Origin of the sequence: Peribacillus sp. FSL M8-0224 (genome assembly GCF_038003055.1) — a bacterium.
GTDB lineage: Bacteria > Bacillota > Bacilli > Bacillales > DSM-1321 > Peribacillus > Peribacillus frigoritolerans.
Genome location: NZ_JBBOOJ010000001.1, coordinates 4880877 through 4893767, shown reverse-complemented (window position 1 = coordinate 4893767; position 12891 = coordinate 4880877). Strand labels below are relative to the sequence as shown.

The following is a 12891-nucleotide window of genomic DNA, read 5'->3' as shown; positions in this document are numbered from 1 at the left end:
AAAAACTTTGTATTGGGGGTGGGAAGGTGAGGTTTTTTAAGGACAAGAGGGAAACGGATTCAGCATCCTTTCAGGTTACTTCCAAGGATTTTCAGGAACTCCTTAAAAAGTTTAAAGCATCTAATGATTTTCTTACCTTCCAATTCCCGAATGATGATGGCTATATCATCTCCTACTTCAATTCACTGGTCAGTGTACAACAGCTCCACGAACAAGTATTGGCGGTCATGTCGAATCAACCAAAGAAGGTCCTTAAGCAACTAAAAGGCGATATTCCGATGGAAGATATGAAATTGACGGCTGATTTAAAAGACATTCAAAGATTGGTTTTGGAAGGATCGATCATGATTCAATACAAGCAAGATGATGAAATGTGTTTGCTCATACCGTGTGTTCACAGTGTGAAAAGGCAAATTTCAACACCTGAGTCGGAGTATACGGTCGTTGGATCCAAGGAGGCGTTTGTTGAATCGCTTGATTCGAATTTGAATCTGATCCGTAACCGATTGCCCACTCCTGAATTGCAGTCCAAGGAATTTAGGGTCGGGAGCATCTCGCAAACAAGGATAGCGGTACTCTACATAGATGGGGTGGTAAATCAACAGATCATCAAGACGGTCATACAGAGAATAGAAGATATAGAATATGATACGATCGTCGATATTTCGTTCGTAAGCCAGATGATCACGGATAATCGGAATTCGATGTTCCCGCAATTGATTGATACGGAGCGGCCTGATCATCTGGCCAGTGTATTATCGGAAGGGAAAATAGGGATCATGCTGGATGGATCTCCTCATGCATTGGTTGGTCCCAATACCATCATTTCATTCTTCTCGTCATTTGAAGATTATTTTCAAATTTGGAATCTCGGTACTTCATTCCGTTTGATTCGGCTTTTCGCCGTGCTGTTTTCCGTTTTGTCATCACCTCTGTATGTGGCCGTTTTAACCTATCATTATCAAGTGATCCCAACGGATTTGCTGCCAATCTTAATATCATCCAGGGGAGTGATCCCTTTTCCGCCGATCTTGGAAGCGATCGTGCTGGAAGGGACGATCGAATTGCTGAGGGAAGCAGCGGTCAGGCTGCCTGCCAAGGTTGGCTCCACCATCGGCATTGTTGGCGGTATAGTCATCGGTTCAGCCGCTGTGGAAGCGGGATTTGTCAGTAACGTCTTGTTGATGCTTGTCGCTTTGGCTGCCTTGGCTTCATTTACGGTGCCGATTTACCAAATCAGCAATACGATTCGCCTTATCCGCTTTCCCTTTCTAATTGCTGCCCAGTTATACGGGCTGTTTGGAATAGCTTTATGCAGTGCATTCATTTTAAGTCATTTATTGAAATTGACTTCGCTTGGCAGTCCTTATTTAGACCCGCTTTACCCGTTAAGAATTCATGACTTTAAAGATAGTCTGATTCGCCTCCCTTTTTCAAAGCAGAAAAAACGCCCGCAGTTTCTGCGGACGGAAAATCCACTAAGGATAAGGAAAGAGGCGGAAAAACGAAACACCCGTAATGATATCGATGAATAAGGAAGTAGAAAGCGGTGAGAAGGAATGGAAGTCAAACCAAATGAAACAAAACAAATATCTCCATTTTTTGTTTTTTTCCTCATGCCCGGCATGCAGATTGGAGTAGGGATATTGGGGTTTGAACGGATCATAGCGAAAGAGGCTGGCCAAGACGCATGGATATCGGTCCTAATATCAGGGTTGATCATAAATGTTCTGCTTTGGATGTGTTTCAAGCTTTTGGGCAGGGGCCCTCAAACTCTTGATTTGGTTGCCATCCACAAGGATTTGTTTGGTAAATGGGTGGGGAATGCTTTCAATATTTTATTCATCTTCTACTTTATCATGATTTCCATCATTCTTATCAGGACTTATTTAGAAGTCATTCAGGTTTGGATGTTCCCTGGTGTCAATGTCCTGATGCTGATAACCATCATTCTTATTCTCGTGTATAACTTTGTGGAGGGAGGTTTCAGGGTCATTACCGGTTTTTGCATAATCGGCCTTATAATCGGATCGCCATTATTCCTCTTGAATTATTTCCCTTTGAAGTACGCCCACTTTGAAAATTTGGGTCCTTTTCTTGACCATTCCTTTTTGGAAATCATGAAGGCCTGTAAGAAAATGACTCTGAATTACCTTGGTTTTGAATTAATCCTCATTTATTATCCTCTCATTAAAAATCGTGAGAAATCTCAAAAGTGGGCCCACTTAGGGGCGTTGTTCACTATGGTGATATATGTGGTATCCATACTTGTTTCATTAGCCTACTATCATCAAGATCAGCTGAAAGATGTAATTTGGGCAACTTTGACGTTATGGAAAATTGTAGACCTTCCATTCATTGAAAGGTTCGAATACATAGGGATTTCCGTTTGGCTGTTCATGGTGCTGCCGAATGTTTGCCTAGGGGTTTGGGCCGCAAGCAGGACAGCGAAAAGAGTATTCGGATTTAGACAAAAAAAGATGTTGGTTCTCATTCTGATCATCATTTTGGTTTCCTGCATTTTTTTGGATAACCGCTATAGGATCGATAAGTTTAACACGATCAGTTCGCAAATTGGTTTTTATATCGTTTATTTGTATCTTCCTCTCTTATTCATATGGCAGTCGATCGTCTATAAATTCAGGGGGCATAAATCATGAAAATCAAACTTCTCTTGATAACATTAGCAAGCTTTTTGATGACGGCGTGCGGCGTGGAAAAGCAAATATTAGAAGATATATTAATTGCTGAAGTCGTAGGTTATGATGATGCCGGAGACAAGAAAATCAAAGGAACGGTCGTTGTCAGCGTTCCTCAGCCTGGAGAGGAAGCAGATCTGGGTAAAGAAGTATATGAAGCGGACTCCCATGATATAAAGGCGGCCCGCCAGCAGGAAAATGCAAAAACACCATACCCGATTGTCGGCGGGAGACTGACAGTCACTCTATATGGTGAAGAATTGGCAAGTAAGGGATTGAATGATTATGTCGATACATATAGGCGTGACCCAATGGTGGGAAGGGATTTGTATTTAGCGGTCGTTCATGGCAAAGCGGAGGATGTAGTTAAAATGGAGCCGAAGTTGATTAAAACTCCAGGGGTTCAAGTGAAGGAGCTGATCGAACAGAATATAAGGACTAATTTGCCTGATGTAGATCTTCACAGGTATTTATATGCGTGTCATGGTAAAGGGATCGATCCGGTCTTGCCCTTATTGGAAACAACAGAAGACCAAATACGGGTAAGGGGGATCGCCTTGTTTAAAACGGATCGTTATATTGGTAAATATATACCTTATGAAGACGGCTTTTTATATAAGGTCCTTAGTGAAAATTTTAAGCTGGGGAGTTATGAAATTAAATGGAAGGAAAATGACTTTACCGATATCAATAACGTGGAGTCACGTGTCCATTATCATATTTCGAATGCCAATCAAGACCCAAAGGTCAGGATTGAAGTGAAAATGAAAGCGAGTCTGCTAGAGGTCCAAGGCTACGACTTGGGCAAAGCGGTCGACCTGAATAAAATAGAGGCCAGGGCCGAGCAGGTCATTGGCAAAAAATTAAATGAGATGGTAACCATGTTTCAGGAGAACCATATAGATCCGCTTGCACTCGGTGATCATGCTAAAAGTAAAACAAGAAATTTTGATCAAAAACATTGGGAGGAGGCATATCCCGATATTCCAATCGAGGTCGATCTGGATATTGAAATGATTCAAACGGGAATAGCTGAATAAAAGTAGAATATTCTGGAGTTTTCCCCTTTATAATAGGGTATTGGTGTAAGGATTGTGTCAATGCGGCTAAAAAAGGGGGAAAAGCATGGACAAAGCATGGTGGAAAGAGGCAGTTGTGTATCAAGTGTATCCAAGGAGTTTTATGGATAGTGATGGCGATGGTATTGGTGATATAAATGGGATTTTGATGAAGCTAGATTATTTACAAGAGCTGGGTGTGAACGTGATATGGCTATCCCCAGTTTATCAATCTCCCAATGATGACAATGGGTACGATATCAGTGATTATAAAGCAATCATGACTGAATTCGGGACCATGGCCGATTTCGATAGGTTGTTGAAGGCCGTTCATGAACGTGGAATGAAGATCATGATGGACCTGGTGGTCAATCATTCTTCAGATGAACATCCATGGTTCGAGGAATCCCGTTCCTCAAAAGACAATCCGAAACGTGATTACTATATTTGGAAACCTGGCAGGGATGGGAAAGAGCCAAATAATTGGGAGTCGATTTTTAAAGGTTCAGCATGGGCATATGATGAAAGAACCGATGAATATTATTTACATTTATTCAGCAGGAAACAACCGGATTTAAACTGGGAGAACCCTAAGCTCCGTGAGGAAGTTTACAGCATCATGACTTGGTGGCTGGATAAGGGTGTCGATGGCTTCCGGATGGATGTCATCAACTTCCTTTCAAAAGATCAAAGCTATTCAGATGGAGCCGTTCATCATGAGAAGCAGTATGGTGATGGAAGCCCCTTTTTCCTGAATGGACCGCGCATACATGAGTTTCTGCAGGAAATCAATCAACGGGCACTTTCTGGACATGACGTGATTACGGTTGGGGAAATGCCAGGCGTCACACCGGAGGAAGCGCAATTGTTCACAGGTAAAGATCGTGGTGAGCTACATATGGTCTTTCAATTCGAACATATGGATTTGGGGAGGGGACCAGAAGGGAAATGGAGTAACGAAAAATGGAATCTAACCGATTTAAAGCGAATTCTCTCTAAGTGGCAGACTGGTTTGGAGGGGGATGGCTGGAACAGTTTATACTGGAACAACCATGATCAGCCCCGGGTTGTCTCAAGGTTTGGTAATGATGGAAAGTATCGTATTGAAAGCGCAAAGATGCTTGCCGCTTGTCTTCATATGCTGCAAGGTACACCTTATATATATCAAGGGGAAGAGCTGGGAATGACCAATGTTGCATTTGAAAGCATCGATGAATACCGGGATATCGAAACATTGAATTCATATGACGAACTCGTCCATTCTCATGGCTGGTCAAAAGAGCGGATGATGTCAGCCATCCACGCCCGCAGCCGGGATAATGCGAGGACACCGATTCAGTGGAATGACTCCCGGAACGCAGGATTCACGAAAGGGACCCCTTGGATTAAGGTTAATCCCAATTTTCCCGAGATTAATGCAGAAAAGGCTTACAATGATCCGAATTCCATTTTTTATTTTTATAAAAAGCTTATCCAACTGCGCAAGGAACATGATATCGTCGTTTATGGCCGTTTTGAACTGCTGTTGCCGGATGATGAACGAATATTTGCCTACACGAGATCGTTTGAGGAAGAAAAGCTGTTGGTACTGTGCAACTTTAAAGAAGAGCAGGCCTCTTATACTTTGCCTGAAGAGCTTCATGCATATTCTGCCACAAAGCTGATCGGCAATTATGATCAGGAGGAAGAAGGAATCTCCAGCAAACCCCTGCAACCATATGAATGCAGTGTTTATCATTTGAAATGAAAAAAGGACCTGTTCTTCTCCGGTTAGGGAAGAACAGGTCCTTTGCGTATTATTTTGATTTAAGGTCACATTCCTCAAGCGGAATGATTTTCGTTTTATGCTTAATTTTATAGCCGAACCATAGGACGAAAAATAGAATCAAGCCAATGTAGGAAACGAACATTGAATTCCAGTCGATCCCATCGCTGCTGAAAGCCTGATAGCCTTGTCCGATGATAATGATAATACAAAGGACAAGTGCGAATATAGGTCCGAATGGGAAGCCTTTTGCCCGGAATGGTAAAGCATTCATATCAAGGCCTTGAGCGGCGTAAGCTTTGCGGAACCGATAATGGGCAATCGCAATCCCTACCCAGGTGACGAATCCTGCCATGCCTGAAGCGTTCAATAACCAGATATAAACGACGCCATCCCCGAAAAATGAAGCTAAGAATGCAACGCAGCCAACTAAAGAAGTCACGATAAGTGCATTCACGGGCACTCCTCTTTTATCTAACTTGCCTAGGAATTTCGGTGCTTTCCCATCACATGCCAAGTCCCATAGCATACGGGTTGAAGCGTACATGCCAGAGTTACCGGCAGAGAGTACGGATGATAAAATGATCGCGTTCATGATGGATGCAGCAAATGCAAGGCCGGCCCGTTCAAATACAAGCGTGAATGGACTTACGGCAACATCTTGACTCAATAAACGTGAATCCGTAAACGGAATGATCATTCCAATAACGAAAATTGCTAGGATATAGAACAAGAGGATGCGCCAGAAAACGGATCTGATCGCTTTTGGGATATTTTTTTCTGGATCTTCACTTTCACCAGCGGTCACTCCAAGCAATTCCGTTCCTTGGAATGAAAAGCCGGCAGCCATGAATACGCCTAGAATCGTGAAGAACCCTCCGTTAAAGGGACCTTCGCCCATTGTGAAATTGGAAAAACCGATTGGGTCATTCCCACCCATGATTCCGAGAATGATCAGAACACCCGTAATCAAGAAAATGACGACTGTCACGACCTTGATCATGGCAAACCAGAATTCTGTTTCCCCGAAACCTTTAACTGACATGTAATTGATAAGAAACATAGTGATTAACGCAATGGCACTCCAGATAAATGAAGGGCTATCCGGGAACCAGAACTTCATAATTAAGACAACGGCTGCCAATTCAGCGGCAATGGTGATTGCCCAGTTATACCAGTAGTTCCAACCAATCGCAAAACCGAAGGACGGATCGACGAATTTGGATGCATAGACACGGAACGAACCGGCCACTGGCATGAACGCCGCCATTTCTGCAAGACTTGTCATTAAGTAATAAACCATGATGCCGATGACCGCATATGCCACCAAGGCACCGCCGGGACCGGCTGAATGAATGGCACCGCCACTTGCTAAAAATAAACCTGTTCCAATCGTTCCACCTAATGAAATCATCATTAAATGACGCGCTTTCAGGCTCCTTTTCAATTCAGTAGGGCTTGAAGGTGATTGTGAATTTGACAATTGATGTTACACTCCTTTTTATTGGAAGGGAACGAAAAATAAAAAAACAGCAGTCGAAAAAGATCGACGGCTGTTTATAATAAACCCGTTTATCCTTCCGAAGATAGCTCCCCACGCTTTTTAAAAAAACGTGACAGTGGTGTTCCTATTCGGTTACACCGCCAGCAAGAATATACATGGAATATACCCTAACTTCGGCAACTTATCCTTTCAAACGGAGTCTTTAATTTTCCAGAATCTCGTCCGTTTTACTTTTATAAGCTGCAGCCTCTAACTCATCGGTAAATGAGGAAGTATTCAATTTTTCTAAAATCGTTGGCGTCAGTTTGTAGGTGACGTCGGACGATTTTACTCATGAAATTCATGCAATCGCTAATAGATTGCTAGTAATTGAGTAAACTTTACTATATCAAAATTATAAAATAACTTCTGGGATATCGCAATGATTATTTTATGTGGTTATTTTTTCCTAGTTAATGAATGAAGGCAGGAAGGAAGAATCAAGTGACGATATACTAAAATATAGCACATCCTGATAACTAAACGGTTTTCCGTTTTATTAGGGCATAGTCCAGTTTTACATGTTTGACCTCTTCAGGATTCTCAAAGAGATCCACTGCCATTTTCCCGATCCATTCCAGCGGTAAGGAAATGGTCGTGATGTCTAGCATTTCGCCAAGGCTATCATTATTGAAGCCGAGAATGGCACAATCTTCCGGTATCCTTATACCCGATTTCCTAGCGGTAAGAATGAAGCCCGCCGCCGTGTCATCATTCGTGATGATGATGGCTTCAGGTTTATCCATCATCGAATTCCATTCCTGAAACAATTGTTCACCGTCTTTGATGTGATAACTGCCTTCAAACAGCCATGCTTCATTGTTTATCAGTTGATGTTTACTCATGATATCGTTAAAGGCCTTTGTACGATGGGAACTGTTCCTGCTCTTTTTACGGCCGAGGCTGTATCCGATTTTCTTATATCCTTTAGCAATCACGTACTCAAGGGCACAGGAGAAAGCTGCATAATGATCAATGCTGATGGATGAGAATTCAGCCTGGGCGGTATCTTCACATAAAATAATCGGTCCGTATTTTTGGTAATTCAAGAGGATTTTCATTTCCGAAATCCTTGAACAAACGATAATGCCATCGAGCTGTTTCATTTGCAGCATATTAAAAGCCTGGATCTCTTTCTCCCTGTCATAATTTGTTTGAAAGATGACGATATGACAGCCAATTGCATTTGCCTGTTTTGTGATTCCGTTAACGATTGCCCCGTAATATGGGTGATTGTTGAAGGGGATGATGACGCCGATAAGGTTGGTTTTCCCTTTTGAAAGATGAATGGCGTTGATGTTTCTCGTATAATTCAAACGATTGATCGCTTCTAAGACGCTCTTTCTTTTATCGGGGCTTACATATGGATGATCATTCAATACACGAGACACTGTTGAGACAGATACACCAGCACATTGAGCTATTTCTTTAATATTTGTCATGGTATCACCGTTTTTCTTTTTTTATATTGTACAGTATGAAACCCATTTCAGGGCAAGGGAACAGTGTGGGACTGCTGAAGATTTCTTCAAATAAGGTCTTGTTATGGTATTGGTTTCATCCTTTAATATTGGTCTAAGTCTTAGAGGAGGAGGAAATCATGATGTTCCAAACTTTAATCACCCTGTTTGTGCTTTGCGGAATCGAATTGGGATTTGCGTACTTGGCCATTTCCTTGAAACAGGAGAAATGAGTGGCAATGCCCGTCAAGAAGTCCGCGGCTTTATACGTGGAAACCGCGTTTACTCGTGAATTTCACGTCGTCCAGAAATAGCTCCCCTAGTTATGTTCACCAGTAAAACTCCACAATATAAATATAATTTCATCATACGGAATGACTGACTGTCAGGAAGCTGCCTAGTGGAGCTTCCTGACAGTTTTTGCTGTGTGTAAAAGTCATTGCTGATGGAATCGATAAGCAACAAATCTGGAACATGTCCTTTATGGGGAAATATCCTATACTCCGTGGAACACGATGACAATCGCGGGAATCGAGGCTGGACCAAAAGCTGTTTGGATAGTCGGCAGTTGTTTTATCCTGAACCTCTTACTGATTTTCCTTTTCTTCAAACAGTTTAAACTCGTTTCATTTGATCCATCACTTGCTGCCGCGATGGGAATTCCTGTACTGTTCTTTCATTACTTATTGATGAGCCTCATTTCACTGACAACTGTTGCTTCTTTTGATAGTGTAGGTTCCATTTTAGTAGTTGGGATGCTCATCATACCTGCGGCAACGGCCTATCTGCTGTCAGACCGTTTAAGCCGCATGATATTGGTCAGTATCGGGGTCGGGGTGCTAAGTTCCGTCATCGGCTACTATTCAGCCACCATTTTGGATGCCTCGATATCAGGTTGCATGGTGGGTTCGGCCGCCATATTATTCGGATTGGCCTTTCTCTTCTCCCCGGGCAATGGATTGGTCAGCCTATTGCTGAAACGGAGAAAATCAAAGGAATCACATGCATAGCTCTCCATGCCTGCAGGCTTCATGGAAATAACTCCATGAGGCCTGTAAACTATTCTTCGATATAGTTGTGATTTTATTTGTTTAAAGTATAATGAATAAGTGTATTTATAGATGTATCGCAGGAGCCTTTTTAAGGGAGAGTTTAGTATGGAAGAACAAAATAAATTTTCATCTCGAATAGATTTTTCTTTGGTCACAATATTGCTGTTATTATGCGTTGGAAGTTGCCTGGCAATCTATAGTGCCCAAACGACTGGACAGTACGCTGAAAACTTCTTAATAAAACAAATTTTTTGGTATATAGTGGGGATTGGAATCGTATTAGGGTTCATCACACTGGATTCGGACCAGTTGAAAAAAATCTCTTGGTACGCTTATGGCTTCGGATTATTTTTACTTTTTTTGCTGATCATTATGCCGGAAAGCATCGTTCCTGTCCGGAATGGTGCGAAAAGTTGGTTCATCATTCCGGGAATCGGTTCGATTCAGCCATCGGAATTCATGAAGGTTTTCCTGATCCTGGCTTTAGCGAATGTCATATCGAACCATCATCTCAAAAACACGCTGAAAACGATTCAAACGGATATCTGGCTGCTTATTAAAATCGGTCTTGTGACCGGTGCCCCTTTATTGTTAATCATGCAACAGCCGGATTTGGGCACCTCGCTTGTCATCATGTCAATCATGCTCGGAATGATTTTCATATCAGGGGTAACATGGAAGATCCTGCTGCCGATCGTTTCGGGAGGAATTGTCGTCGCGTCCACGGTCCTGTACTTTGTACTTTGGAAGCCTGAAATCCTGGAAAAATACCTAGGGGTAAAATCTTATCAATTCGGCCGTATCTATTCTTGGCTGGATCCATATAATTATGCCAGCTCCGAAGGGTATCACTTAACCAAATCCTTACTGGCCATAGGCTCCGGCCAGACCACAGGCAAGGGAATCGGTTCAAGGGAAGTGTATTTGCCCGAGAGTCATTCGGATTTCATTTTCAGCATCATCGGTGAAGAATTCGGCTTCATCGGATCAAGCATCATCATTTCCTTGTTTTTCCTATTGATTTACCACATAACAAAAACGGGAATGGACACGAAAAATAACTTCTATACATATATCTGTGTGGGCGTTATAAGCATGTTGACGTTCCACGTTTTTCAAAATATCGGCATGACTGTAGGCCTTTTGCCGATTACGGGGATTCCGCTTCCATTTGTCAGTTATGGAGGAAGCTCGCTCATGGGGAACATGATGGCGATGGGCTTAATATTCAGCATTCGGTATCACTATAAGAAGTATATGTTTTCTACGGATATCTAATAATAAAGCCGGCCCCCGATGGCCGGCTTTATTTGTAGCAAAAAAACAAAAGGAGCAGAATCCACCCCCCTGAATGTTTATTTATTGAATGTTCGTTCCAGATGGAAATTGATTTTTATATCCGGAAAATTGTTGATACGATTGGCCTAAGCTGGTAGCTTGCGCCTTTTCTAAACTATACCAGCCTTTTTCGAACATAAGGTTATAGAGTTCACGCTGCATCTCCTGATTTTCTTTGGAAATGGAGAAAATGTCTTGGAATAATGCTTGATTACTCATTTCATGCAGGGCAACGGAAAGGGAGTTACAAAAGTATTTTTCAGTTGTGAGCATATCATTTATAAAATCCCTGTCATTCATTTGCGGTGTTTTTGCCACGGGAGATTCAGGATTTTGGACTTTGTTTTCATTGGGCATCAAGAACCCTCCTTTATTGATATTGTTGTTGACTCTGATTTTGGTCCGGGTTCAAATGTTTCAAAATGGTATCGTAATGGCGTTGATGCATGAGTCCGCACCGATTTAACGCATCAATGATTTGCGGGTCCTTACATTGTGTGGCAAAAAAATGTGCTTTTTTAACCGCATTCAGATTCCATGCAAGCATGTCGGTCAAGTATAAGCTATCTTTCACCGAAACCATCTCCGGCGGCTGTTTCATGAAGCCGGTCGACTGCTGTTGGCTATTAAACGAATTTTGCTGTTCCATCATTCTACCTCCTTATGTGTTCTTTAATCGGGCTTAATTTTCCCTTCATGAAATTTTTTATTCTTGATTCTAAATATCTGAAAAATGGATTAAATGGTAAAATAATCTTGTGCATCTATTTTCCAAAATGATTTGGAGGGGAATGCAGATGGAAAGGATTTTGAAAAATCTATTCCTTTTTTTATCAAAGAATAAAGCTATGAAACAGGCTGCGAAAAAATACGGGCTGCGGTTTGGTGCATCTCGCTTCGTGGCAGGAGAATCCTTGTATATGGCATGTGATGTGATTGCTGAACTTAACCGGAAGGGGCTTGCTGTCACCATTGATTATTTGGGTGAATTCATTGAAGATGAACAAGAGGCAGGGAAGATGGCAGAAGAGTGCATCGAAGCCATCCGGATGATTGGCACAAATGACCTGGATTCACAGTTATCCCTGAAGCTGACCTCGATGGGCTTGGATGTGTCCGAACAAGTCGTAATGAATAACATGCGGAGAATCTTGGATGAAGCTAGAGCCCATCGTGTTTTCGTGACGCTTGATATGGAAGATTTTCCGCGCTGTCAGCCGACTTTGGATGTATTCAAAACCCTGAAGTCTGAATATAATGAATTGGGGACTGTCATTCAAGCTTATCTGTATCGGACTGAGAGGGATATTGAAGAGCTGGATGCATACCATCCGAATTTAAGACTTGTTAAAGGGGCTTATAAAGAACCAAGGGACGTGGCTTTTCCCGAAAAAAAAGATGTGGATGAGAATTTCAAGAAAATCATCAAGAAGCATATACAAAATGGAAATTACACAGCCGTTGCCACACATGATGATAAAATCATTGATTATACGAGGGACTTGGTCAAAGATCAGGGAATACCCCGGGATTCATTTGAATTTCAAATGTTATATGGCATCCGCACTGAAAAGCAGCTTGAACTTGTTAAAGAAGGATATAAGGTAAGGGTGTATGTTCCTTATGGTACGGATTGGTATGGATATTTCATGCGCCGCCTTGCGGAGAGGCCAGCCAATATTGCTTTCGTTTTAAAAGGCCTATTCAAGAAATAGGAAGCGAGAGCCGCCCCGGAAAAGGGACGGCTGCTCAACTCAAGAAGGATTATCTTTTGAACTGATTGTTTTGGCTGTTCACTTTATTGATTCCATGTTGACGTTCAGCGCCAGGGCCGGCATTGCCTTTAACACTTGCTGCGCTCACGGCTGCTTTAGAAGGATTATCTTTACGCTTCATTATATAAGTCACCTCCTGCCCGGTTATTTTTTACTGAACGGAGGAGAAATAACCGGAAGAACGCGGAGAAAAAAATATTT

General features: G+C 42.1%; 11 protein-coding genes, 1 pseudogene and 1 riboswitch. Of the genes and pseudogenes, 7 read left to right on the top strand and 5 right to left on the bottom strand.

Annotated elements, in window-relative coordinates:
* Nucleotides 1-26: 26 nt before the first annotated feature.
* The 4 genes from MKX49_RS23845 (at nt 27) to MKX49_RS23830 (ending at nt 5504) form a co-directional block, all read left to right on the top strand.
* Nucleotides 27-1535: a spore germination protein gene (locus MKX49_RS23845; RefSeq protein ID WP_226990538.1), complete on the top strand. Its 1509-nt coding sequence runs from the start codon at nt 27-29 to the stop codon at nt 1533-1535.
* A gap of 24 nt (nt 1536-1559) precedes the next feature.
* Nucleotides 1560-2660, top strand: coding sequence for a GerAB/ArcD/ProY family transporter (locus MKX49_RS23840; protein WP_340878051.1), 1101 nt, complete (start codon nt 1560-1562; stop codon nt 2658-2660).
* Nucleotides 2657-3739 (top strand): Ger(x)C family spore germination protein, encoded by a 1083-nt coding sequence (locus MKX49_RS23835; RefSeq protein WP_340878050.1) that lies wholly within the window; start codon nt 2657-2659, stop codon nt 3737-3739. Before MKX49_RS23840 ends, MKX49_RS23835 begins: the two co-directional genes overlap by 4 nt.
* An 85-nt stretch (nt 3740-3824) precedes the next feature.
* Entirely contained in the window at nt 3825-5504 is a 1680-nt protein-coding gene (locus MKX49_RS23830; RefSeq protein ID WP_340878049.1) for a glycoside hydrolase family 13 protein, read from the top strand.
* A gap of 49 nt (nt 5505-5553) precedes the next feature.
* Here the strand turns inward: MKX49_RS23830 and MKX49_RS23825 are convergent, their stop codons facing one another.
* Nucleotides 5554-7005, bottom strand: a complete 1452-nt coding sequence (locus MKX49_RS23825; RefSeq protein WP_340878048.1) for an amino acid permease — start codon at nt 7003-7005, stop codon at nt 5554-5556.
* A gap of 96 nt (nt 7006-7101) precedes the next feature.
* Nucleotides 7102-7286: riboswitch (Lysine riboswitch) on the bottom strand.
* A 258-nt stretch (nt 7287-7544) separates the two neighbouring features.
* Nucleotides 7545-8507 carry a LacI family DNA-binding transcriptional regulator gene (locus tag MKX49_RS23820; protein WP_340878047.1) on the bottom strand — a complete coding sequence of 321 codons (963 nt, stop codon included), beginning with the start codon at nt 8505-8507 and terminating at the stop codon, nt 7545-7547.
* 482 nt (nt 8508-8989) lie between these two features.
* On the opposite strand from MKX49_RS23820, the pseudogene MKX49_RS23815 reads away from it, so the two are divergent.
* Together MKX49_RS23815 and MKX49_RS23810 are read left to right on the top strand one after the other, a co-directional pair.
* Nucleotides 8990-9535: pseudogene (locus tag MKX49_RS23815) on the top strand (metal ABC transporter permease); the annotation flags it as partial.
* 147 nt (nt 9536-9682) lie between these two features.
* Nucleotides 9683-10855 (top strand): FtsW/RodA/SpoVE family cell cycle protein, encoded by a 1173-nt coding sequence (locus MKX49_RS23810; RefSeq protein WP_048688186.1) that lies wholly within the window; start codon nt 9683-9685, stop codon nt 10853-10855.
* Between the two features lie 81 nt (nt 10856-10936).
* On the opposite strand, the gene MKX49_RS23805 is transcribed toward MKX49_RS23810, so the two are convergent.
* Nucleotides 10937-11272 carry a spore coat protein gene (locus MKX49_RS23805; RefSeq protein ID WP_048688189.1) on the bottom strand — a complete coding sequence of 112 codons (336 nt, stop codon included), beginning with the start codon at nt 11270-11272 and terminating at the stop codon, nt 10937-10939.
* A 13-nt stretch (nt 11273-11285) separates the two neighbouring features.
* The gene (locus MKX49_RS23800) at nt 11286-11564 is read right to left on the bottom strand and encodes a hypothetical protein (protein WP_034310108.1); all 279 of its coding nucleotides are present in this window, start codon (nt 11562-11564) and stop codon (nt 11286-11288) included.
* Between the two features lie 148 nt (nt 11565-11712).
* Here MKX49_RS23800 and MKX49_RS23795 point away from each other — a divergent pair, with 148 nt between their 5' ends.
* Entirely contained in the window at nt 11713-12630 is a 918-nt protein-coding gene (locus MKX49_RS23795; protein WP_340878046.1) for a proline dehydrogenase, read from the top strand.
* A gap of 49 nt (nt 12631-12679) precedes the next feature.
* Here the strand turns inward: MKX49_RS23795 and MKX49_RS23790 are convergent, their stop codons facing one another.
* Complete coding sequence (locus MKX49_RS23790; RefSeq protein ID WP_072273724.1) at nt 12680-12814, bottom strand: YuzL family protein; 135 nt, start codon at nt 12812-12814, stop codon at nt 12680-12682.
* Between the last annotated feature and the right edge of the window lie 77 nt (nt 12815-12891).

Excerpts from the sequence above, each read along its gene's own strand:
- MKX49_RS23840 (WP_340878051.1), top strand. The coding sequence starts at position 1,560 with ATGGAAGTCAAACCAAATGAAACAAAACAAATATCTCCATTTTTTGTT.
- MKX49_RS23830 (WP_340878049.1), top strand. The coding sequence starts at position 3,825 with ATGGACAAAGCATGGTGGAAAGAGGCAGTTGTGTATCAAGTGTATCCA.
- MKX49_RS23835 (WP_340878050.1), top strand. The coding sequence starts at position 2,657 with ATGAAAATCAAACTTCTCTTGATAACATTAGCAAGCTTTTTGATGACG.
- MKX49_RS23820 (WP_340878047.1), bottom strand. The coding sequence starts at position 8,507 with ATGACAAATATTAAAGAAATAGCTCAATGTGCTGGTGTATCTGTCTCA.
- MKX49_RS23800 (WP_034310108.1), bottom strand. The coding sequence starts at position 11,564 with ATGGAACAGCAAAATTCGTTTAATAGCCAACAGCAGTCGACCGGCTTC.
- MKX49_RS23805 (WP_048688189.1), bottom strand. The coding sequence starts at position 11,272 with ATGCCCAATGAAAACAAAGTCCAAAATCCTGAATCTCCCGTGGCAAAA.
- MKX49_RS23795 (WP_340878046.1), top strand. The coding sequence starts at position 11,713 with ATGGAAAGGATTTTGAAAAATCTATTCCTTTTTTTATCAAAGAATAAA.
- MKX49_RS23810 (WP_048688186.1), top strand. The coding sequence starts at position 9,683 with ATGGAAGAACAAAATAAATTTTCATCTCGAATAGATTTTTCTTTGGTC.